Source organism: Photorhabdus sp. RM322S, assembly GCF_042879395.1.
Classification (GTDB): Bacteria; Pseudomonadota; Gammaproteobacteria; order Enterobacterales; family Enterobacteriaceae; genus Photorhabdus; species Photorhabdus khanii.
In genome coordinates, this window is the sequence record NZ_JBHFKW010000027.1 from 1 (window position 1) to 24,384 (window position 24,384).

The window sequence follows — 24,384 nt, forward strand, 5'->3', positions numbered from 1 at the left end:
ATAGCTTGTTTCATCCATTTCTGGTTCGTAATGATCAATCATTACCAAAACCAACGACGCCAATGCCTTCGCTTGATCTGTTAGCCAGCCCGCTGGCAGAAGAGGAACCAGTTGATATGTTTGCCCTTGAGCAAACTTCCCGTTTGATTGAAGCACGTCTGAGTGATTATCGGGTTAAAGCTGATGTGGTTGGTTCCTCGCCAGGTCCGGTGATTACCCGGTTTGAACTGGATTTGGCTCCCGGTGTTAAAGCATCACGTATTTCCAACTTATCAAGAGACTTAGCGCGTTCTTTGTCTGCGGTAGCGGTACGTATTGTTGAAGTTATTCCCGGTAAACCCTATGTTGGTTTGGAGTTGCCGAATAGAAAACGTCAGACGGTCTATTTGCGTGAAGTATTGGATTGCGAAAAATTCCGCGATAATCCATCGCCACTGACAATTGTGCTGGGTAAAGATATTGGTGGTCAGCCGGTTGTCGCTGATTTGGGCAAAATGCCTCACTTGCTGGTGGCGGGTACAACCGGTTCGGGTAAATCTGTTGGGGTCAACGCCATGATCCTCAGCATTCTCTATAAAGCAAAACCGGAGGATGTCCGCTTTATCATGATTGACCCGAAAATGCTGGAATTGTCGGTTTATGAAGGCATTCCGCATCTGTTGACTGAAGTTGTTACTGATATGAAAGACGCAGCGAATGCACTGCGCTGGTGTGTTAATGAAATGGAACGTCGCTATAAACTGATGTCCGCGTTGGGTGTACGTAATCTGGCTGGTTATAACGAAAAGGTTAAACAGGCGGAAGAGATGGGCCGCCCCATTCCTCATCCATTCTGGAAACCTGGCGACAGCATGGATATCACTCATCCTGTGCTGAAAAAAGAGCCTTATGTCGTTGTCATGGTAGATGAATTTGCTGATCTGATAATGACCGTTGGCAAAAAAGTAGAAGAATTGATTGCTCGCTTGGCGCAGAAAGCCCGGGCTGCCGGTATTCATCTGGTTTTGGCGACTCAACGTCCATCTGTCGATATTATTACCGGCCTGATTAAAGCTAACATTCCAACCCGTATTGCCTTTACGGTTTCCAGTAAGATTGATTCCCGCACGATCCTTGATCAAGGTGGTGCTGAATCTCTTTTAGGAATGGGGGACATGCTTTACTTAGCACCAAACTCCTCTATTCCGGTGCGTGTTCACGGCGCATTTGTCCGGGATCAGGAAGTTCATGAAGTCGTTAATGACTGGAAAGCCCGTGGTCGTCCTGAGTATGTTGACAGTATCCTCAGTGGTGGTGATGATGCTGAAGGTGGCTTAGGTCTTGACAGTGATGAAGAACTGGATGCCTTGTTCGATCAGGCTGTTGAATTCGTTACTGAAAAACAGCGGGTATCGATTTCTGGTGTACAACGTCAGTTCCGTATTGGTTATAACCGTGCTGCGCGGATTGTAGAGCAGATGGAAGCACAGCAGATTGTCAGTGCTCCAGGCCATAATGGCAATCGTGGAGTATTGGCACCACCGCCACATGAGCGCGGATAATTAATTTTAAACTCGGACAATTCCGATAACAAATACACCGGGTAATAACGCTGAGTAAAGGTATCTCTTACATGAAGAAGCTAATATTGATGGGTTGTTTGATGGCTGGCATGGGTATCAGTTCCGCATGGGCAAATGCCAGCCAGGATTTGCAGGAACGTTTAGACAAAGTAAATAGTTTTCATGCCAGCTTTACTCAGACAGTAACCAGTGATGATGGTGCAACAATTCAGCAAGGTGAAGGTCAATTGTGGGTTAAACGCCCAAACCTGTTTAACTGGCATATGACATCACCTGATGAAAGTGTTTTGGTCTCGGATGGTAAAACGTTGTGGTTCTATAATCCGTTTGTTGAGCAGGTAACGGCCAACTGGCTGAAAGATGCCACGGGTAACACGCCGTTTATGCTAATTACCCGTAACGATGCTAAAGACTGGTCTCAATATAAAATCAGCCAGAAAGGGAATGATTTTGAACTGACGCCGAATAATATCAATGGCAATTTGAAGCGCTTTTTTATTACTGTAACGGCTGATGGCACTATCCAGAAATTCTCGGCTGTTGAGCAGGATGGACAAAAAAGTATCTATCAATTAAAAGGGCAGCAAAATACCCATGTGGATGCGGCAAAGTTCAGTTTTACATTACCGAAAGGCATTACGCTGGATGATCAGCGCCAGTGAGGTTTTAAGTGAGCAACCTGTCACTCGATTTTTCACAAAATGAATTCCAGCCACTGGCCGCGCGTATGCGGCCGGTGACATTAGAGCAATATATCGGCCAGCAGCATTTATTGGCTGAAGGAAAACCATTGCCAAGAGCTATTCGGGCGGGGCAACTGCACTCCATGATTTTATGGGGGCCGCCTGGAACGGGGAAAACAACATTAGCTGAAATTATTGGATATTACGCGAAGGCGAATATTGAACGCATATCTGCGGTCACTTCCGGTATTAAAGAAATACGTGAATCTATTGAAAAAGCGCGTCAAAACCGGAATGCAGGGCGCAGAACTATTTTATTTGTTGATGAAGTACATCGTTTTAATAAAAGCCAACAGGATGCTTTTCTGCCACATATTGAAGATGGCACGATTACCTTTATTGGTGCTACGACAGAAAACCCCTCTTTTGAGCTGAATTCGGCATTACTCTCACGGGCGCGTGTTTATCTGCTTAAATCATTGACGATAGAAGAGATTGAACAAGTGCTTGATCAAGCCATGAAGGATAAAGAGCGTGGTTATCATGGTCAGGATATTGTTTTGCCGGAAAACACTCGTCACATGGTTGCAGAGCTGGTTTCTGGTGATGCCCGTCGTTCACTGAATTTGCTGGAAATGATGGCGGATATGGCAGAAACCAATGCTCGGGGACAACGGGTTTTGACACCGGAGCTATTGAATGAAGTTAGCGGAGAGCGCAGTGCCCGTTTTGATAATAAAGGCGATCGTTATTACGATTTAATTTCAGCATTACATAAATCTGTGCGCGGTTCTGCGCCTGACGCTGCGCTTTACTGGTATGCCCGAATTATTACCGCGGGTGGCGATCCGCTATATGTTGCCCGTCGTTTACTGGCTATTGCTTCGGAAGATGTTGGCAATGCGGATCCCAGGGGAATGCAGGTCGCCATTGCTGCATGGGATTGTTTTACCCGAGTTGGGCCAGCGGAAGGTGAAAGGGCGATTGCTCAGGCGATTGTTTATCTTGCCTGTGCGCCGAAAAGCAATGCTGTTTATACCGCGTTTAAAGCAGCGCTGGCTGATGCAAGGGAAAAGCCTGACTATGATGTCCCTGCACATTTGCGTAATGCGCCGACAAAATTGATGAAAGAGATGGGGCTTGGTGAAGAATATCGCTATGCTCATGACGAACCTAACGCCTACGCTGCCGGTGAAGTTTATTTTCCGTCTGAAATGCGGGAAACCCGCTATTATCAGCCGGCTAATAGAGGTTTGGAAGGAAAAATAGGCGATAAACTCGCCTGGCTTGCTGAACAGGATCAAAATAGCCCGATAAAACGCTATCGCTGATGTTGCTGTTGCGGTAAGGTTGACGGGTAAAAATATCTTATGGCCCATAAACTTGTGGGTCTATTCACATCATCTAACTTAATAACGACAAGCATAGGACAAGCATGCTCGATCCAAACATACTGCGTAATGAGCTAGACGCAGTCGCCGAAAAACTGGCTCGCAGGGGCTACACCCTTGACGTGGATACGCTGCGCAAACAAGAAGAGCGCCGCAAAGTTTTACAAGTTGAAACTGAAACCCTGCAAGCAGAACGTAATTCCCGATCGAAAACTATTGGTGCGGCAAAAGCCCGTGGTGAAGATATTGATCCATTACGTCAGGAAGTGAACCAGTTAGGTGAGAAGTTGGATACAGCGAAATCCGAACTGGAAAAACTTCAGGCTGAGATCCGCGATTTGGTGTTAAGTATTCCTAATACGCCAGACGACTCTGCACCAATAGGTAAAGATGAGAATGATAATCTGGAAGTGAGCCGCTGGGGTGAACCACATAAATATGATTTTGAAATCAAAGATCATGTTTCATTAGGTGAACTGGCGAATGGCTTGGATTTTGCCGCTGCTGTTAAACTGACCGGTTCGCGCTTTGTGGTGATGAAGGGGCAAATTGCCCGTTTGCATCGTGCCTTGGCGCAATTTATGCTGAACCTTCACACTGAGCAGCATGGTTATCTGGAAACTTATGTTCCTTATCTGGTTAACCATGACACCTTATATGGTACGGGGCAGTTGCCGAAATTTGGTGAAGATCTTTTCCATACTAAGCCTTTGGAAGAGGAAGCAGCGAGCCATTACGCGCTGATCCCGACGGCTGAAGTACCGGTAACGAACTTGGTTCGTGGTGAGATTCTGGATGAAAGTGAATTGCCACTGAAAATGACGGCTCATACACCGTGCTTCCGTTCAGAAGCGGGTTCTTATGGCCGTGATACCCGTGGCCTGATCCGGATGCACCAGTTTGATAAGGTTGAATTGGTCCAGATTGTTCATCCTGACGAATCAATGAATGCGCTTGAAGAGCTGACCGGTCATGCAGAGAAGGTGTTGCAATTACTGAACCTCCCTTATCGTAAGGTCTTACTGTGTACGGGTGATATGGGCTTTAGTGCATGTAAAACTTACGATCTGGAAGTGTGGTTACCAGCTCAGAATACTTACCGTGAAATCTCTTCCTGTTCTAACATGTGGGATTTCCAGACTCGCCGTATGCAGGCGCGTTTCCGTGGCAAAGACGATAAGAAGACTCAACTGCTTCATACCCTGAATGGTTCTGGTTTGGCTGTTGGCCGTACTTTGGTTGCTGTCATGGAAAACTATCAGCAAGCCGATGGCCGCATTGAAATTCCAGCAGTATTACGTCCATATATGGGCGGTTTAGAATATATAGGTTGATTATTATTGTGTTAATGAAAAGCGCCAATTTGGCGCTTTTTTATTTTCAACCTTAAGCCACCTCCTAAAGAGGAATTATCCCAGAGTGAATAAAATTACATTATAGTATTGTGATCCGTAGCATTCTTTAAGTTAAATCAACTAATTACTTAGTGGTAACAAAAAAACGAAAATTTAATTTTATTGACATAAAGGATACAACTCTAATAAATTATCAATTTGATATATAATTTTTTTAATGACCAAATCAAATTTATTGTGCCAGAATCGAATTTAGCTCTCACATCAAAATTGTTAAATTCCAAACTTTCAGGATATGGTGGTGCCAACTTTGATCATAACACCTTTATTTGAAAGCAAAATTCGTTTTGATTTACAATAAATTATAAGGCAACAACCCAGTGAAAATATGGTTAAAACAACACCTTCGTATTCTAATAGGATTAGCAGTAATACTGATCATAACCCAATTGCTTGATACTTTAACCGGTGGCGCACTAAGTAATTTCGGTATTATTCCCCGATATGCTCAAGGATTAATTGGCATTCCACTGTCTCCATTCCTACATAGTAACTGGGAGCACTTGTTTAGCAATCTCCCCGCATTATTAGTACTGAGTGCGTTACTTATGACACACTCCATTCGTTATTATGTACTAGCCAGCCTGTTTATTATCTTTGTGGAAGGAACATTAGTCTGGTTATTTGGACGCACTGCTATTCATATTGGTGCCAGTGGATGGATTTTTGGCCTATGGGGATTACTGCTGGCTAACGCCTTTTTCCTGAGAAGAACAAAAGATTTCTTCTTTGCGATTCTGGTATTTGTGTACTACGGTGGGATCGTATTTGGCCTGTTACCGTGGCAAGAGGATATTTCAACGGAAGGACATATTTTTGGCGCGATATCTGGGCTGATTTTTTCTTGGTTGTCAAAGAAATGGATAATAACAGGCCATTAGTTTTATGATACTGGGGATAGTAGATTATCCCCATTTCAGATATTCATTAATATAAACAGTAAGAAAATAGACTTAGTTACCTTTACTCCAAGAATAAATTACCATTCAAAGTAGAATGACAACTTGGGATATTTAGGAATATAATATTGCGACTTTTAATCATGATCTCATTTCTGAATTAAGAGTCGTATTCCATATCATTCAACAGAATTCAATTTAACTCTGTTTCAAACAGAGCAATGAACTTTATTTTTATGAAACAAGATCTTATAATTTATGCTTTGAAAAAAGCAAATAATATAACGTCAATAAGAATATAAACAGGATATATTCAATGCGTAATAGACTCTTCCTTTGGTTACTTGTTCTGCCATTAGTATTAAGCTGTTATGGTGGTTGGCAATATTACCGAACCAGTGAACTGACTGAAGCCCTCAACGGTATCAAATTTTTACATGCCGAAGCGACACAGTTGTTGAAAACCGATCCCAACGTTACAATGGAAATCAACGGCACTTCTTTTACCGCCAATCAAATCCTTAATAAAACAAATGAGATACTTAGCAGCGAAGAAGTCACATTCAATGAGTTTCAATCAATTCTGGATCTAGGAACGATTGGCGGTGGTGTATTATCACTGTTGTTAGGCGGATCCGCGATCTTATTGTGTATGCGCAGTGGTATTGTGGCCCGCAAATCCCGTGATGAATTATTGAAGGTATTTGATCGCTGTCGTCGGTTACTACCCTTTATTCTTGTTGGGCAGATGACATTGATTGGCCTCAGTATTTTTTCCCTGATCAGCTATGAAATACTTTGGTTTATTAATAATTTTGAAATGAGGGGTGGCGGGGTAAAAATTGTTGCTATTGCAGGTATGGCAGCATTGGCAATCCTGTGGTGCATTATTAAGGGTATTGCGAAACTCAAACACTGTTTTGCTATGTTTTCCCCTTCAGCTTCCCATTTGATGGGAAAACCCGTGACTCTAGAGGAAGCACCCGGCCTATGGCAATGGATCAATGAATTAGCTGAACAAGTCGGTACAGCGCCACCAGACAATATTGTTGTCGGTTTGACGGAATGTTTCTTTGTAACTTCCTACCCTGTCTGCATCAACAATGAACAGGTGCTTGAAGGTCGTACCTTATACTTCCCGCTAATCTACGGAGCATTGTTGAGCCGTGAAGAATCCGCTGCGGTGATCGGCCATGAATTAGGGCATTTTACTGGTGAAGATACCACCTACAGTCTCCATTTTTCACCGATCTATGCGGGCATGAGCCGCAGCATTGATGTGATGATCAGTAACGTCAAGGATGGAGAAGATTACTATAGCCGTTTGGTTATGAGTCCTTCTATTTATTTGGGTATCTTCTTCATCCAACAGTTTGATTTTGCGGTTAATCATTGGAGCCGTATCCGTGAATATGCCGCCGATGCTGTGGGTGCCAGATTGAGTAGTACTCAAGCTATTTCTAGCTCTCTGCTACGTATTTCTGCGGTGAGCGAGGCAGTTAACAAGCAATTGTCAGCGTTGTTTGAAGGTACATTGAAAGCCGATGATTTGTTGCCTGTCATTATTGATAACCTGCGCGAAAACGGCATTCCTGATGCAGGTCAGTTCTTGGAAAATGAGTTTACTCACCCAACGGATACCCATCCAACAACCAAATCACGTATTGAAGCACTAGAGCAACCAATAGATCAGGAATTGCTGGATTATGCTTCGCGTCCGGTTGAAGCAGGATATTACGATAATATTGATGATCTGTTTGCCGATGCTAAAGCGCTTTCGATGGAACTGACGCAAAACCTGTCAGGTGAAATTGGCGAGTATTATCAAGAGCAGAAACAAATTTGGGAGGAGCAGGTGGCGGTGTCATCTGAAGCCACCACATTGACCGTATCCAGTAAACGTAATCTTATGTTTATTCTGACTCTTACCTTCATGGTTATTGTGGGCAGTGGATTCCTTTTGTCTTTCATTATAGAAGGAACTCATTCAGAGAATATATTGGGAATACTTTCAATCTCCTCTGTAATTATCTTAGTGAACTTACTTTGTTTGTTATTTGCAATTATCATCTATAAACGCTGTAAAAACAGCATGATAATTTTGGAGCCAACAAAAATCAGTGGCCCTGATTTTCAGACACCTTATCCTCTGCATAATATTATTGATTTCAATTACATGACGTTTGATTCTTTTTTCTTTAAAGTCAGTACATTAACACTGGAGCTGGCAGACAATGCCACTCTGCCAGATATGACGCCTAAAAAGCGATTAGGCGGAGGTAAATTGAAGAAGAAAAAACGCCGTATCTTTTATAGCTTTGGGGGAACATTGAAAGCCAATGGCAAAAAAATATCTGATGAAAAAGTCATTGAAATGATCCACAACTATCTTCAAGCGGCTCATGCACAACATGCTTTGAATCAGCATCAATTTGATTAATGACAACTAACAGCCCGTTTATGATAACGGGCTGGTAATAATGGATATAATCACTGATTTTTGAATTTCGTATGGTTATTTCCATTTCAACAAAGGATCAATTTTGTACCGGAAAAAGGAGAGCCCAGTACCTCAATGACCAGTTCAATATCCTGCTGGAGCATAAAATAATCCAGAGAAGAGGGGATTCTCTGAATTATTTCAAAGATGCGGAGCTGTTCAAGGTATCTTAACCGAACCGCATTACCTTCTAAGGAGGTGTTCTTTTACATTTCTATTATTTACTCATTTACTGAAAATCAAATTACTGGATTTGGTAAAAAATAGATGTATCTTTTAGCTAACTAAAATGGATAATTTCTCCTTACCGATAAAAATGCTGCGGTAAGATGAATAATAACTAGCCAAAATTAACGGCATAGAGATTAAAAGACCTAAGCCGAAAGGAATTATAGAGATTATGAATATGATTGTCATCATGGTAAAGAATAATAAACCAGACAGTAAATTCTTTTTCACTGCTTCTAAACTCATTGATATGGCGGCACCCAATTTCAAATTATGGAGAACGATTAAGGCAGGTGCAAACCAGGTTAAAGCAGCAGCAATGATGCAGAAGATTATCAGAACAACGGCTCCAAGAAATAACGAGGACACACCATTTTGGAATATATCAACTGAAGGCTCACTATATTGGCTGGCTAATAGAATGTTCATCATTCCACTACCGCCGATTATAAGCATTGCGATAATACCAAGGAGCATAATACCAAATGACAAAGCACCAACGCCAAGCAGCGCGGCAAAATTTTTCTGGAATCCATTGAACAACAGCCCTAGCTCAAATTTTCCGGTAGTTCTTTGCTTCTCACACAGGGCAATAATACCACCAAGAAATACTGGGTTCAGAATCCCGGCAAATATCCCAAGGAGAGGAATAAACTGGAGAACAGACACAATAGTTAAATAGACAATGTTAAGCAGTATCCACATACCCAATTTACTTTTGACGAGATTCCATGCCTGACCAATCCATTTTATCCCATTTTCCCCATCGAGTGACTGACCACCAGGAATAAACACCTCCTGATTGCCAGATGTTGCTTGGGGATTAAAACTTAAGTTTTTATTATCCATGTATTTTTCCAATTTAATTGTTGATTTATATTAAATAGCTTTTTCTGTCTGTACTTCAGGAGTTCCAGTAGCTGGAGAAAGCCGGCAGGTATATTATATTAATTTTATTAATCAACAAGTACTAAATAGGAGTAATAAGCCAAAAATATTGGTGTATTTCTATGTAATACATAGCTGAATATTTTTAATTGTATAAAAATATTCCAAATATAACTTAAATAGCTAAGTCGTTCATGTAATATATTACTGTCTTTTATATAGTCTAATTAATGCTTATATCTCAGATAATTTGAGATGGTCGAAATATTATTTGGCTGATTTTATTCAATCATATGAATTGTGTCGAAATGTTCAAAATGGACGTAGAATAAATTAGTTACTTAGTTAATCTCTTAATCAAATTTTCTCTTCACGCTCAAGTTAGAGTTATGCAACCTGCGTATACGATATAACTTGTCCGTCATTGGAAATGTTTGGAATGTGGGACAGAGCATAACCGGGATATTAATACCCAATGAATATACGGCATAGAGGGATAATGGATTTCAAGGCGGCAAGACTTGTTGTTTCTGCTCACTGAGGTTGGTTTCAGATTCTGCGCGCAGAACAACAGCCTATGAAATGGAAAATTCCGCCCGATCAGGATGGGATGTGTCATATGAGCAAAGTAGATGATTTTTCCTTACCGATAAAAATGCTGCGATAAGATGAGTAATAGCTAACCAAAAATATTGGTATAACGACGAAAAGACCTAAACCCAAGGTAATGATGGAAATTGTGATAATTATCCCGATGATATAGAAGAACAAGAATCCAGGTAATAAATTCTTTTTCACCGCTCCCAAGCTCATTGATACAGCAGCCCCGAATTTTAAATTATGGATAATGATTAATGCTGGTGCAAACCAGGTTAAAGCGAGAGCAACGATGTAGAAGATAAATATAACAAAGGTACTGAGAAATAGCGTAGATAGGCTATGTTGGAGCATTTCGGCTGAGATGTTCCCTTGTTGGCTGGATAATAAGGTATGAATCATTGTACTACCGCCGACAATGAGTGTTGCGATTATGCCAAGGATTATAATGCCAAATGATAAAGCACCAACGCAAAGCAGTGATGTAAAATTTTTCTGAAATCCACTGAATAACAGCCCTAGCTCAAATTGCCCGGTAGTACTCTGTTTTTCACACACTGCAATAATACCGCCAATAAATATTGGGCCTAAAACTCCAGCGAACAACCCAAGAAGAGGGATCATCTGGAGACCCATAATAATAGCCAGATAGATAATATTGAGCAGTACCCACATGCCTAATTTGTTTTTGACGAGATTCCATGCCTGACCAATCCATTTTATTCCATTTTCCCCATCAAGGGACTGACCACCAGGAATAAACACTTCTTTATTGTCAGGTATATTGGGATTAGAACTTAGATCTTGATTATTCATGAATTTTTCCAGTTTATCTGTTAGTTAATATTAGGTTAAATAGCTTTTCTTGTCTTCATTTGAAAAGATATCACTATTTGAGGAATCTGAATATATATTATATTAATTTCGTTAATCGACAAGTGCTAATTATAATAAATAAGCCAAGAATGTTGGTCAATTCAAATTCAATATGTTGCTAAGTGTTTCTAATTGTATCAAATTGAAAATAATTGTAACAAAGTGTTTCGGTGTTATTTAAGGGGTGAGTTTAATTGAAATATATCCCTGAAATCAGAAATTTTAATCTCTTAGGGTCTAATTCCCCGCCCCTTGGGGCGAACTACTCTGTAGTTGGCCATTGGTTTGATACCCCGCTGCTTGCGGCGGGGTTGTTCATTTCTGTTTTGGATTTTTTTATGTAGAATGAAATCTCGTATTAATAGTAAGTCGTCGGTATTTTAACACTAAGAAGGAGTGTATATGTCAGACTTAATTTATTTAACGTTGAGAGGCCGTAAGCAGGGGTTGATATCGGCAGGTTGTTCATCTATAGACTCAATAGGGAATAAAGGTCATCTAGATCATATAGATAAGATATTTGTATATAATCTCACTCATTCTCTAACCCGAGATCAAAATGTTAATCACCATCCTATAACATTTAAAAAACCTGTTGATAAGTCGTCACCGCTTTTGGGGGTAGCGATTTCAGATAATGAAATATTAGATGCTTTCTTTGATATTTGTAGAACGAATCAATCCGGCATTCAGGAGTTGTATTACACCATAAAAGTGATTGATGCGACGATAACTGATTTAGCTGTTTATCATCCTCATTCGATAACACATGCAGGCTCACAGTCGCAAGAAACAATCTCTTTGCGATATAAGAGTATCACATGGACTCATCATATAGCAGGGACTAGTGCTTATAGTATTTGGGATGATCGCATTTATTAATTTATTTTCAGGTAAAATAGTTTTATTTTACCTGAAAAAATCAGCTGTTTTTCCTATAAAATCTCTTATGTGAAATCCAATATGGAATACAGCAAAGTAGGACAAGAATTAAGGATGTTGTATTTATTATGTGAATCTACCTTTTAATAATTATAAACCTTTTCTACTTCTATCGTGTGCAATCATATATGTAATACTACATAATATAGCCAGTACAATAGAACTGTAAAACACAAAATCATCGTCTGAAGTAGACACGCCGAAAAACGGAATATAGTCAAAGTTAAAGATGTATAAATGAAAAGCGATAAATGCTATCAAAAGCAAGATTGCTGAAAAGTTAACGTAAACACTATAAGACATTAAGAGCTTTTTAAAAGTAAAATATAGAGGATAAAGTATGAATAAAGAAAATATAATGTATACATAGCCCATTTTTTACCTCCTAATATGACTTGTATTGTCCATATACAGTATTTACATCTCCTATAATTTCAAAAGCGATCTCTTTGTAATTCATTGTTTCTATACCTTGTCTTTTTAAACCATCAAGCAAATCAGCATTTATATACCGATATAATCTTTGACTATCTGGCTCAAGTTTATAGCCAAGTAATCCATTCAGGGACATACCAACATCAACCGATGTATATATCACATCAGCATTGCGCTTATCCATTCCAAAAGCTTTTTCTCCAACCCCTTCATAGACAAATTTGACTGGTCCCGTATAGCTCTCACGATAAAGGATATAATGCTCACTTTCAATAATGTTATTAAAGCCATGAGCCATCAATAGTGCTCCAGGTGCTGCTCCAACAAGGGAATCAATAGCAATAAACCCACCAAGGAGTTGTATACTTCCAGATACAAATCCAATCCATGCAATAATCAAATTGACTACTTCATCTCTCTTGTTCTTAGTATTCTCATCTGGCGTTTTTTTCTTTACAACGATCGCTTGCCTTACGCTCTTTTGAGAAAGCATTACATCCTGTTTTTCTAACGATCGCATTTCTTCATCTAATGACGCTATTGCCTCAGAGATCGAAAGTTCCCCCGTATTTATCTTTGCGGTGATATCTTCAGAGTAAGCAATAACTTCATGGATAAAATGGTCCTTAGCCAGGCTCCATTTCATATATTTATTGGCAACTCTATCCATGAGTACCATCAACTCATTTTGTTTATCCATCTGAATTTTTAGAAGTTTCCTTTCTGCATTAGTACTATTATCAAAGTACCCTCTGGCCCAAGGGTTTCTTTCGTAGAATTCATCTAAAGTGTCCATAACAAACAACCTGTTTCTTTGAAATTTAACTTGATCTTAATTAATGCAGTGTACTAAAAGTATACCATGCAAATCATAAGTCAATATTTATTTTTGCCTACTAAGGATATTTTCTTAAACGTGTTTTAGACGCAGGAGCGTTAGCCTGGGAATATAAGTAGCAGTTCTTCGGTTATTTCCTGAATGTATTCTTGTCTTACGGAGAAATTAGGATGTAAGTATTGCCTATAAAATTACTTCTTTAATTTGTTTAGATGTTTAGTGAATTGATTGCTATTAATGGATATATAAACAATTCATGTTGTAATAAGGTAATTATTTGTAAATAGAATCTTACAGATGAAATTTCTGGTTTTAGGATGTTTCTTAATAATCCATAGCCAGATAGAGCTATATCAACGCCACCATAAACGAGATTACCTGTTTTTTTGTCAAATCCTAATGATTCAAATCCTTTTTCGTATCCTTGGCGTAAATGTCCCTTATATAAATATCCCGCAACAACCTGAGCGACACCGGCAACTATACCTACACCTTTTAAAACATATGTTAATATGGCATTCTCCTTAATTGCTTAAATATACCCGTTATCTTTCAAGTTGCCTCTTTGTTGGCTGCACTTGCTCACCTTGGTCACATAGTTAGCTATGCTCTCGGGGATTCGCTCTCTTGCCGTCGCGATGCATCTTGAAATCCATAGGGTATATAATTTCCTGAGGTAATAATTATTTCAGAGATAGAAGTTAAGTATTTAATTAATACACAACCTTATGCCCATAGCTTTCCAAAATACCTTTCACTCTGTCCATTGTCTTTTTTGCCGGCGGTTTAACACCTTCCAGCTTATATTCCTCACCTAGGGTAATCCATTTATGCTTACCCAGTTCGTGATAAGGCAGAAGCTCAATTTTCTCAATATTTTTCATATTGCTGGTAAATTCACCCAGCATATGAGCGGACCCATCATCATCGGACCAGCCTGGAACAACAACGTAACGAATCCAGGTTTTTTGATGACGTTTAGCCAGATAGCGGGCAAACTCCAAAGTGCGATGATTTGAAACACCCACCAGCTTTTGGTGGATTTCATCATTGATCTGTTTTAAATCAAGCATAACAAGATCAGTCGCGTCCATCAGTTCATCAATAACCGGATCATAACGGCGGACAAATCCATTGGTATCAAGACAGGTATGAATGCCTTCGGCATGGCAGGCTCTAAACCAGTCACGTACAAATTCAGCTTGAAGAATGGCTTCACCACCCGATGCGGTAACGCCTCCGCCTGAGGCGTTCATAAAATGACGATAGGTCGTTGCCTCTTTCATCAATTCTTCGACAGTGACTTCTTTACCACCGTGGGTATCCCATGTATCGCGATTATGGCAATAGAGGCAGCGCATCAGACAGCCCTGAAAAAAGACGATAAACCGGATACCTGGGCCATCAACAGTGCCACAGGATTCGGAAGAGTGAATACGGCCAAGTACGGACATAATAGGATTGCTCCAAAACTGACGGGATAAATGAATAAAGGCCCCAGAATTCAGGGCCTTTTGGCAACACATTATTACATAGATTGCGTGAAAGTACGGGTGATCACATCCCGTTGCTGTTCTTTCGTCAATGAGTTGAAACGCACGGCATAACCCGATACCCGAATAGTTAATTGAGGATATTTTTCAGGGTCTTCCATTGCATCCAGCAACATCTCCCGGTTCATTACGTTGACGTTCAGGTGCTGACCACCCTCAATGGTTGCTTCGTGGTGGAAGTAACCATCCATCAGACCTGCCAGGTTAGTTTTACGTGCTTCATCATCTTTACCTAACGCATTCGGCACGATAGAGAAAGTATAAGAGATACCATCTTTTGCATAGGCGAATGGTAGTTTAGCAACAGAGGTCAGGGAAGCGACGGCCCCTTTCTGATCACGGCCATGCATTGGGTTAGCTCCGGGGCCAAATGGTGCGCCAGCGCGGCGTCCATCAGGCGTGTTGCCGGTTTTCTTGCCATATACCACGTTAGAGGTGATGGTCAGAACTGATTGAGTAGGCACGGAGTGACGGTAAGTATTCAGCTTCTGGATTTTCTTCATGAAGCGTTCAACCAAATCACAGGCGATATCATCAACCCGTGGATCGTTGTTGCCGAATTGTGGGTATTCACCTTCAATGTTGAAGTCAACAGCTAAACCGTCTTCGTCACGGATCGGTGAGACTTTGGCATACTTAATGGCAGACAACGAGTCAGCAGCGACAGACAGACCGGCGATACCACATGCCATAGTACGGTAAACATCACGATCATGCAGCGCCATCAATGCCGCTTCGTAGCTGTATTTATCATGCATATAGTGGATGATGTTCAGTGCGGTAACATACTGTTTTGCCAGCCAATCCATAAAATGATCCATACGGGCCATCACTTTATCGTAGTCCAGTACGTCATCTTTCATTGGCTCTTCTTTTGGGCCAACCTGTATTTTTAACTTTTCATCCACGCCGCCGTTGATTGCGTACAGCATGGTTTTCGCCAGATTTGCGCGGGCGCCAAAGAATTGCATCTGTTTACCCACAATCATTGGGCTGACACAACAGGCGATAGCGTAGTCATCGTTATTGAAATCAGGACGCATCAGATCATCGTTCTCATACTGTAAAGATGAGGTGTCGATGGAAACTTTTGCGGCGAACTTTTTGAAACTCACAGGCAGTTTTTCAGACCACAGGATAGTCATGTTGGGTTCGGGCGATGGGCCCATGGTGTATAAAGTGTTCAGGAAACGGAAACTGTTTTTGGTCACCAGAGTACGGCCATCCACGCCCATTCCGGCCAGAGATTCTGTTGCCCAGATTGGATCACCGGAGAACAGTTCATCATATTCAGGTGTACGCAGGAAGCGAACCATACGCAGTTTCATGACCAGATGGTCGATCAATTCCTGAGCTTCGATTTCTGTCAGTTTGCCGGCTTTCAGGTCCCGTTCGATATAGATATCCAGGAAACTGGACACGCGCCCGAAGGACATAGCGGCACCATTCTGAGATTTAACCGCCGCCAGATAAGCAAAGTAAGTCCACTGTACCGCTTCTTTAGCATTAGTTGCGGGACCAGAAATATCATGGCCGTATTTAGCGGCCATCTCTTTAATTTGATTCAGAGCACGATGCTGTTCGGCAATCTCTTCGCGTAACTGAATGGTTATCGCCAGATCTTCACCGTTTTCCAGTTTTTCCTGCAATGAGTTGAATTGGGCGAATTTATCATCACGCAGATAGTCGATACCGTATACCGCAACCCGGCGATAGTCACCAATGATACGACCACGGCCATAGGCATCAGGTAAACCCGTTAGAACACCGGATTTCCGGCATTGCAGAATATCTGGAGTGTAAACATCGAACACGCCCTGGTTATGTGTCTTGCGATATTCAGTGAAAATTTGTTTCAGTTTAGGATCGAGTTCACGACCATAAACTTTACATGATCCTTCCACCATTTTGATGCCGCCAAATGGGATCAGGGCGCGTTTCAGTGGGGCTTCAGTTTGCAGGCCGACGATAGTTTCCAGATCTTTTTCGATGTAACCTGCGTCATGAGAGGTAATGGTAGCAGCAACATCAGTATCAAAATCAACCGGCGCATGAGTACGGTTTTCGATTTTGATACCTTCCATGACTTTTTCCCACAGGGCATCAGTTGCTTTGGTCGAATCTGCCAGGAAAGATTCATCACCCTCATATGGTGTATAGTTTTTTTGGATGAAGTCGCGAACGTTAACTTCGTTCTGCCAGTCACCCTGATTAAAACCTTGCCATGCTACAGAGAATTTTTCATTTAATTCAGTCATGATACTTCTACCTTTTAATAATCGAACTTTTGAGAAACCCGGCGAGGGCGCTAATTAATGTTTTTGCTCGCTACGCAGATAAATTAACCAGTAAGTCAAACCCACCAAAATTGCGCCACCGATAATGTTACCGATAGTGACCGGAATTAAATTGTCAGTAATAAAGTGTGAAAGGGTGAGTTGAGAAAATTGTTCAGGTGTCGCTCCCACATTGATCCAGAATTCAGTTGGTGCGCAATGCTTAATAACAATACCAAGCGGAATTAAAAACATGTTAGCAATACTGTGCTCAAAGCCGCTGGCGACAAACATGGCCACAGGTAAAATCATGACAAATATTTTGTCCATTAAACTCCGTCCGGCATAACTCATCCAAACCGCGAGGCAAACCATCAGATTGGCGAGAATGCCTAAAAACAGGGCTTCAATAAACGTGTGGTGTACTTTATGGTCAGCCGTTTGTAGTACGTTTAGGCCCCATAATCCATTAGCAACATTATATTGACCGGCAAACCATATTACCGTGACGAAAAATAGCGCGCCAATCAGATTACCCAAATAAACGTTAATCCAGTTTTTAAACATTTGGTTCCAGGTTATCCGCCCGGTTGCTTTAGCAATAATCGTGAGCACAGTGGAAGTAAATAAGTCTGCGCCACAAACGACAACTAGCATTAATCCGAGGGAGAAACAAATTCCGCCAACTAATTTAGCCAGCCCGTAAGGGATAGAGGCGGTTCCTGTGGTGGCGGTAATATAAAAGACAAATGCAATAGAAATAAAAACCCCGGCAGTGATGGCTGACATATAGGTTATTGCAGGATGTTTGGTGGTTTTATAAACACCAAGATCATCGGCGATTTGTGTCATTACCGCAGGTGGCAATAAGTTAAAAGGGTTGTCAGCTCGCATACTAACATTCTCTTTATTATTCATTAGTTATTGTACGTAATGATAGTAACAAAGGCTCTTGGGGCTAAATTTGATATAGATCATAATCCTCAGAGAGCAAACGCTGTTTTGATGGACTTGAATGGATAAAATATTAATAAATTTATTGAGTTACGTGAATTAAATTTTTTTTAAATTTTATTGTATTTTTTTATTCGCTTATTGAAAGGCAATTCAACAAGTAAAATTTCAGGTTAATTTGTTATTTATTTGTTGTTTTAAATAAACTTAATTTAACCTGAACTTTACTTTTAATAATAAATTATCTTTTCAGCCAAATTGAATATTATTTGGCGTTCCAGAAATGATATTTTGCTTTTTGCAACTTCTCATAAGCGGCTAATAAAGCCTGATGAGCAGCCAGTGATTTTAAATCTGAATCAATTGACCACAGGCCATAAAAACAATTTTCACCGGAAATAGCCGCTGACGCTGCTTCAACAGCATCCTGCCCGTACATTTTTATGAATGCCGGGTAATATTGCGAAGGCGCTTTATCCGCTTCCAAAGCAAGTAAAAGCAATGTTTGCAGACAGCGATAATAGTTAGCCCGTTCAGCCGTAAAGATTGAGGCGTTAAAATCCTGAGTCCACTCTACCCAAATCAGTGCTTGTTCCAGATCACCACCTGCCAGCGCTAACATGGATTTCAGTTCACCAATACGTAAATTGCTCCAGCCATTGTCTTTACCAACAGCTATGCCAAGCAGTTCACGGACGCGGGTAAAATCGTCCAGACCTTCTTCATCTAATTGCTCAAGCAGGGCCAGATATTCTTCCGGTTGCCATTGACTATCCGGTAGCGCGAATAAAGTTTCCCTCAGGTGGATCCCCATGGTGTTATTGGCAATATGCAAATCTTCCACGGGATAAATATCAGACATACCCGGCACCAGAATACGGCAGGTATAAACACCAAGATGTTCGTAATCAGCAATATAAACTTCCGCATCCAGTTGCTTGAAGATAGTCATTAAGGTGGTAAATTCTTCTTCTGTGGTGCCGCTGAAATTCCAGTCAGCGAATGTATAATCAGCATCTTGCTTGAAGAGATCCCAACTGATTAATCCGCTCGAATCAATAAAGTGGGTTTCCAGATTGGTATGTTCCGCAACTTCTTCATTATCGAAAGTGGGGGCATTGAACACATCCAGATCTTTCAGACTGCGGCCCTGCAACAGTTCGGTAACTGTACGTTCCAGTGCCACACCAAATTCAGGATGAGCACCAAAAGAGGCGAAACAGGTACCATTATTGGGATTAAACAGAACGACGCAAATAACCGGGAATTGTCCACCAAGAGAAGCGTCATAACAATAGAGTGGGAAGCCTTCATCCTGTAATTTGTTAACCGCTTCAACAACCCCAGGATAACGATTCATCACTTCTTGGGGAATTTCTGGCAGGCTGATGCCTTCCGCAATAATCCGGTTTTTTACATAGCGTTCAAAAACTTCTGATAACCCTTGAACTCTGGCTTCATTAACCGTGTTGCCTGCTGACATCCCATTGGAAACATAAAGATTGCCAATAATATTCATTGGAATATAGACAGTATGGTTATCAGATTGACGGGTAAACGGCAGTGAGCAGATACCACGTTCTTTATTGCCTGATTGCAAATCAACTAACTGACTTGCGCATAAGTCATTGTCAGGATTGTAAAACTGACGTAACCGGGCATCCAGAATGCCTTCCGGCAGGGAATCATCATCCGGTAAAGCAAACCATTTTTCATTGGGGTAATGGACAAACTCACCGTTAGCGATAGCCTGCCCTAAATAGAAATCAGCAAAAAAATAGTTGGTTGACAGACGTTCAAAATATTCCCCTAAAGCAGAAGCTAAAGCGGCTTTTTTACTTGCACCTTTGCCGTTGGTGAAACATAAAGGGCAATCGCGGTCGCGGATATGAACTGACCATACATGAGGGACCGGATTCAGCCATGAGGCTTCTTCGATATTAAAATCAAGATGTTGCAGTTTTTGCTGAAAGCTATTGATTGAGTCTTCCAGTGCGGCGTCTTTGCCGGGAATAAAGGTTTGCGTCATGGTATTCACTTATGAGTGCTCATTACAGAGCGCTCATCATACGAGTTTTTCTTCGGCAGCTCTATTCCTTACTATAAAGTCTAGTACGCATCACAGATTTATTGTTATCATCATTCATAATCGGACAGGATATTTTTTATTAAGGAATCAGCATGAAGAAGATTAACAAAACAGCTTTAGCCAGTTTATTGGCATTAATCAGCGGTTCTGCTTTGGCTTTGCCAAATATTACACTTTTGGCAACAGGAGGAACGATTGCAGGTGGAGGTAAGTCTGCGACTGAATCCAGCTATGTTGCTGGAAAAGTTGGGGTTGATGCATTAGTCGATGCTGTTCCTGAAATCAAAGATATTGTCAACTTGAAAGGTGAGCAGGTATTTAATATTGGCTCACAGGATATGAATGATCAGGTGTGGCTGACACTGGCGAGAAAAATCAACGCTGATTGTGATAAAACCGATGGTTTTGTTATCACTCACGGCACAGACACGATGGAAGAAACTGCTTATTTCCTCGATCTGACAACTCAATGCCAGAAACCGATTGTGATGGTTGGCGCAATGCGCCCATCTACGGCGCTTGGTGCTGATGGCCCGTTAAATCTGTATAACGCAGTCGTGGTTGCAAGTGATAAAGAATCAGCCAACCGTGGCGTGTTGATGGCAATGAATAATGCGGTTATCAGCGGGCGTACCGTGGTGAAAATGAGTACGACTGAAGTTCAGGCGTTCCAGCCAATTAATGCTGGTGCTGAAGGTTTTGTTCATAATGGCAAAGTCAATTATTACACTGAAGCGAAGCCGAGAGCGGACAAGGCTATTTTCGATGTCAGCAAACTGGATAAGCTGCCAAAAGTCGGCATTGTTTATAACTATGCGAATGCTTCTGATCTGCCAGCGAAAGCACTACTAAATGATGGCTATCAAGGGATTGTCAGCGCCGGTGTGGGCAACGGTAATATGTACAAAGCGATTTTCGATACCCTGGCTAAAGCCGCTAAAGATGGGGTTGTGGTCGTGAGAGCAAGCCGTGTACCGGTAGGATATGTCACTCAGGATGCGGAAGTGGATGATAGCAAATATGGTTTTGTGGCATCTGAACGCTTGAATCCACAAAAGGCCAGAGTGCTTTTACAATTAGCACTGACTAAAACTCATGATCCGGTAAAAATTCACGAGATGTTTGTTAAATATTGAGTGAATTCCGAGACATCAGGGCGTATTGTGCGCCCTGATATTTATTCTTAACTGAAAACCACCTCCTGCGGAGGCTGTCTCTTATACAGAAGTCCTTCACTTAATGTGAAGGATTTTTTGAACTAAATACTTTCCTCGTGATCAGATCTTCAAAGTGTTTAATTTGAGGATTTCTGTGATGATTAAAAGCAATATTGAATGGGCTAAAGCGCAGTTTGGCCACGCTGAACTCGGTGACCCAAGAAGAGCCGCAAGATTAGTCAAAATGGTTTCAGAGTTAGCCCTACACCCCGGTAAATCCGTTGTAAAATCTTCATTATCTCCAGCCAGTATGGAAGGCGCTTATCGATTCATTCGCAATGATAATATTGCCTCGCAAGATATTGCCGAGGCGGGATTTACAGCAACGGCAAATCAGATTGAGCAATACCCATTACTCCTTGCTTTGGAAGACACAACAACGTTGAGCTATCAGCATCATTCGATACGGAAAGAATTAGGACATGTAAATCAAGGTAACCGCTGGCGAGGACTTTTCGCCCACAGCATTTTGTTATATGCGCCAGATAAAAATGACCTTGTTGGGCTGATAGAGCAACAACGGTGGACAAGAGATATAAAAACTCGCGGCATTCGTCGTCATGGCCTTAAACGACCCTATGAAGATAAAGAAGGATATAAATGGGAAAGAGCCTCTAGAAATATGACTTCTCGTTTAGGTGAGGCAATGACAAATGTTATTTCTGTCTGTGATCGTGAAGCAGATATTTATGACTATTTAACCTATAAAGTATCAAATAACCAACGTTTTGTGGTTCGTTCAATGATGAGTAGACATATCCTTGAAGGAGCAAACAAATTATACCAATTTGTCGCAGAGCTTAAGAGTGCTGGGCAACGACAAATACGCGTAGCTCAAAGAGGAGGACGGAAGGCAAAAGTCGTGACTCTTGATATAAAATATGCGCCTGTAACATTAAAAACCCCGTCCAATAAAACGGGAAATGCGATCCCTCTCTACTACGTCGGCTGCTCAGAAATAGGCAGTGAGGATAAGAAGCTCATTTGGCCTATTTTAACGAGTGAACCGATCCATAATGAAGAAGATGCTCTTACGATCATGGGTTATTACGAAAAACGCTGGCTAATAGAGGAATATCATAAAATCTGGAAAAGTGAGGGGACTGATGTAGAAAAACTGAGAGTTCAAAGCAAAAATAATCTAGATAGATTAGCCACAATTTATGCCTTCTTAGCGGTAAGGATATTCCAGTTAAAATTTGCTAATGAGCAACTTGAAGAGATTAACTGTGAAAAAATATTGTCACCAAAAGCGTGGAAACTGCTTTGGCTGAAAAGTGTCAAAACCGTGCTTCCTGAAACCCCACCTACCGCTAAATGGGCCTATGAACATCTTGCAAAATTAGGTGGTTGGAAAAATAGCAAACAAAATGGTAGAGCATCAGTCAAAACGTTGTGGGAAGGATGGCTAAAATTACAAGCCATCCTTGAAGGTTATGAACTGGCGCATTCTATCCAGCAAGACTTGTGATCAAGAGACAGCCTAGGGAGGTGGTCTTTTACTTCAAACGGATAATCCCACCGCCTAACTTTTGCTCCCTTTTGGGGGGATATTTTCTCCCCGGATCCAATGTGAAAGCATCGTCGCAAATCTGGATAAGTACACCAGTAACAACACGGTGTTTAGCAGCAGCACCCACCAAAGAAAATCTGCTGCATAAACGGCAAGCCTAAATACTGAGAATAAATACCATGAAGTAAGTCCATTGGCTTCCCTCGGTTTAGCCCCTCTCATCAGACCAGGGGCATATGATCTTACCCGCTATGTGCCAGGATTAAATGCCCGGTTTCGGCGGTGGTCGGCTTAACGGTGATCTCAATGTCGCAGCCCAGCCGGTTCAGACACTCCATCAGCTTACGTTCTGACAGGTTGGAAAAGTCGCCCCGGAACAGGTGGGATACCTTCGCCTGACTGATCCCCATACGTTCGCCAGCGGTGGTTTGTGTCAGCCCCAGCCGCTTGATAGATTTGATGATCTCAACGGCCAGTCCAGATTTGATTTTTTGTTTTTCGGCATCAGCGAAACCTAGATCGGCAAACACGTTACCGGAGCTTATTTCAACCGCTACGCCATTAATGGTTTTCTCTTTCATTTTTCATCTCCTGGGCCATCACAGCGGCCACTTTCAGTCGATTGCGGATGATGTCCATATCTTCTTTCGGCGTCGCTATGCCGTGTTTACTCTTCTTTTGGAACGCATGCAGCACAAAGACTGCCTCGTCAAATTTCACCGTGTACACGGCCCGGTAGGTACCGCCTATATCATCCTCGACCACTTCAAGAACGCCGGCGCCGCCAAACCCTTTCATTACCTTCACCGCATCATGCTTTTCGCCACGCTGCGCGAAGTCCAGTGCAAAGCCAAAGAAGCGCTGCACGTCCTTCGGCAAATCCAGCAAATCTTTCTTGCTGCTGCCAATCCACACTAGCGGCTTTTCACCTTGTTGCCCCATCCTGATTATACCTTTTCTGGTATGGCGTAAATTCACTATACCATAAATGGTATATTCCGCAACACCATTAACCATCCGATTACGCAACCGCATAGCCGGTAGGAAAACAGCGTGCAGCCTAACGAACGAACACCGCCGGTATATCGTGCCAGCGCGTCAAATAGGCCGGTGCCGTCCGCTGTTTCCACCTATGGCTGCAATGTCTTGCACTTGTGCGTCATTAATCCACATCGAGTATCCGTGTCCTAATTGCGGTTAATCATGTTCAGCCCTTCATGCTACCGGTTTGCGGCACTACTATGGCGTCGGCTGACTTCTGCCCCCTCATCCCGACACCTCTTGATGTCAGTAGCACGCTGGCAAGAAGGCAGAGCTCCCGAGGTAATTCGCGCGACCTTCCTGCTTATGCCTGTCGGCTCTACGTCACAGCGTTCTGTGCAAGTATTGGGCTTTGACGATATACACCGTCTTACCCCGCTGCGCCGCCTAAACCGCTTTCCTGTTCGTCAGGCCAGCATTTTGCTTTCGGCTTCCTTCAGATTTCATCTCACGATCAACACCCTTGCCGTTCCGCTAACACTTCCCC

General features: G+C 41.8%; 19 protein-coding genes. 9 read left to right on the top strand and 10 right to left on the bottom strand.

The genetic code is table 11. The annotated features are described in order from the left end of the window. The 6 genes from ACGF63_RS15825 to ACGF63_RS15850 all read left to right on the top strand — a co-directional run. On the top strand, positions 1-1,541 hold a 1,541-nt coding region (locus ACGF63_RS15825), incomplete at its 5' end, for a DNA translocase FtsK (protein WP_387631931.1). Positions 1,542-1,612: 71 nt separating this feature from the next. After that, positions 1,613-2,224 carry an outer membrane lipoprotein chaperone LolA gene (gene lolA, locus ACGF63_RS15830; protein ID WP_036850972.1) on the top strand — a complete coding sequence of 204 codons (612 nt, stop codon included), beginning with the start codon at positions 1,613-1,615 and terminating at the stop codon, positions 2,222-2,224. A gap of 8 nt (positions 2,225-2,232) precedes the next feature. Continuing rightward, positions 2,233-3,576: a replication-associated recombination protein A gene (locus tag ACGF63_RS15835; protein WP_387631934.1), complete on the top strand. Its 1,344-nt coding sequence runs from the start codon at positions 2,233-2,235 to the stop codon at positions 3,574-3,576. Positions 3,577-3,680: 104 nt separating this feature from the next. Beyond that, positions 3,681-4,970, top strand: a complete 1,290-nt coding sequence (gene serS / locus ACGF63_RS15840) for a serine--tRNA ligase (RefSeq protein ID WP_036850977.1) — start codon at positions 3,681-3,683, stop codon at positions 4,968-4,970. A gap of 401 nt (positions 4,971-5,371) precedes the next feature. Continuing rightward, positions 5,372-5,932, top strand: a complete 561-nt coding sequence (locus ACGF63_RS15845; protein WP_036850979.1) for a rhomboid family intramembrane serine protease — start codon at positions 5,372-5,374, stop codon at positions 5,930-5,932. Between the two features lie 334 nt (positions 5,933-6,266). Beyond that, positions 6,267-8,390, top strand: a complete 2,124-nt coding sequence (locus tag ACGF63_RS15850; protein ID WP_387631938.1) for a M48 family metallopeptidase — start codon at positions 6,267-6,269, stop codon at positions 8,388-8,390. 336 nt (positions 8,391-8,726) lie between these two features. On the opposite strand, the gene ACGF63_RS15855 is transcribed toward ACGF63_RS15850, so the two are convergent. Together ACGF63_RS15855 and ACGF63_RS15860 are read right to left on the bottom strand one after the other, a co-directional pair. Further along, the gene (locus ACGF63_RS15855; RefSeq protein WP_387631941.1) at positions 8,727-9,527 is read right to left on the bottom strand and encodes a BPSS1780 family membrane protein; all 801 of its coding nucleotides are present in this window, start codon (positions 9,525-9,527) and stop codon (positions 8,727-8,729) included. 654 nt (positions 9,528-10,181) lie between these two features. Continuing rightward, positions 10,182-10,979 (bottom strand): BPSS1780 family membrane protein, encoded by a 798-nt coding sequence (locus ACGF63_RS15860; protein ID WP_387631944.1) that lies wholly within the window; start codon positions 10,977-10,979, stop codon positions 10,182-10,184. A 462-nt stretch (positions 10,980-11,441) separates the two neighbouring features. Between ACGF63_RS15860 and ACGF63_RS15865 the strand changes: the two genes are divergently transcribed. Continuing rightward, on the top strand, positions 11,442-11,921 hold the full coding sequence (locus ACGF63_RS15865; protein ID WP_132352117.1) for an Hcp family type VI secretion system effector: 480 nt from the start codon (positions 11,442-11,444) through the stop codon (positions 11,919-11,921). Positions 11,922-12,366: 445 nt separating this feature from the next. On the opposite strand, the gene ACGF63_RS15870 is transcribed toward ACGF63_RS15865, so the two are convergent. The 6 genes from ACGF63_RS15870 to ycaO form a co-directional block, all read right to left on the bottom strand. Beyond that, positions 12,367-13,212, bottom strand: coding sequence for a DUF4225 domain-containing protein (locus ACGF63_RS15870; protein ID WP_387631946.1), 846 nt, complete (start codon positions 13,210-13,212; stop codon positions 12,367-12,369). 250 nt (positions 13,213-13,462) lie between these two features. Then, positions 13,463-13,783 carry a DUF4225 domain-containing protein gene (locus ACGF63_RS15875; protein WP_387632006.1) on the bottom strand — a complete coding sequence of 107 codons (321 nt, stop codon included), beginning with the start codon at positions 13,781-13,783 and terminating at the stop codon, positions 13,463-13,465. 184 nt (positions 13,784-13,967) lie between these two features. After that, positions 13,968-14,708 (bottom strand): pyruvate formate lyase 1-activating protein, encoded by a 741-nt coding sequence (gene pflA, locus ACGF63_RS15880; protein ID WP_387631949.1) that lies wholly within the window; start codon positions 14,706-14,708, stop codon positions 13,968-13,970. Between the two features lie 74 nt (positions 14,709-14,782). Beyond that, positions 14,783-17,065: a formate C-acetyltransferase gene (gene pflB / locus ACGF63_RS15885; protein WP_387631952.1), complete on the bottom strand. Its 2,283-nt coding sequence runs from the start codon at positions 17,063-17,065 to the stop codon at positions 14,783-14,785. Positions 17,066-17,119: 54 nt separating this feature from the next. Next, positions 17,120-17,977 carry a formate transporter FocA gene (gene focA / locus ACGF63_RS15890; RefSeq protein WP_387631955.1) on the bottom strand — a complete coding sequence of 286 codons (858 nt, stop codon included), beginning with the start codon at positions 17,975-17,977 and terminating at the stop codon, positions 17,120-17,122. Between the two features lie 325 nt (positions 17,978-18,302). Beyond that, positions 18,303-20,066 (bottom strand): 30S ribosomal protein S12 methylthiotransferase accessory factor YcaO, encoded by a 1,764-nt coding sequence (ycaO, locus tag ACGF63_RS15895; protein ID WP_387632008.1) that lies wholly within the window; start codon positions 20,064-20,066, stop codon positions 18,303-18,305. A 152-nt stretch (positions 20,067-20,218) separates the two neighbouring features. Here ycaO and ansB point away from each other — a divergent pair, with 152 nt between their 5' ends. After that, positions 20,219-21,262, top strand: coding sequence for an L-asparaginase 2 (ansB, locus tag ACGF63_RS15900; RefSeq protein WP_152962835.1), 1,044 nt, complete (start codon positions 20,219-20,221; stop codon positions 21,260-21,262). 178 nt (positions 21,263-21,440) lie between these two features. Continuing rightward, a complete protein-coding gene (locus ACGF63_RS15905) occupies positions 21,441-22,814 on the top strand; it encodes an IS4 family transposase (protein WP_387631958.1) in 1,374 nt (457 codons plus the stop codon). A gap of 284 nt (positions 22,815-23,098) precedes the next feature. Here the strand turns inward: ACGF63_RS15905 and ACGF63_RS15910 are convergent, their stop codons facing one another. Beyond that, a complete protein-coding gene (locus ACGF63_RS15910; RefSeq protein ID WP_152962838.1) occupies positions 23,099-23,437 on the bottom strand; it encodes a helix-turn-helix domain-containing protein in 339 nt (112 codons plus the stop codon). Continuing rightward, a complete protein-coding gene (locus tag ACGF63_RS15915) occupies positions 23,418-23,798 on the bottom strand; it encodes a type II toxin-antitoxin system RelE/ParE family toxin (RefSeq protein ID WP_152962839.1) in 381 nt (126 codons plus the stop codon). The genes ACGF63_RS15910 and ACGF63_RS15915 overlap by 20 nt, the downstream gene beginning before the upstream one ends. Positions 23,799-24,384 lie beyond the last annotated feature (586 nt).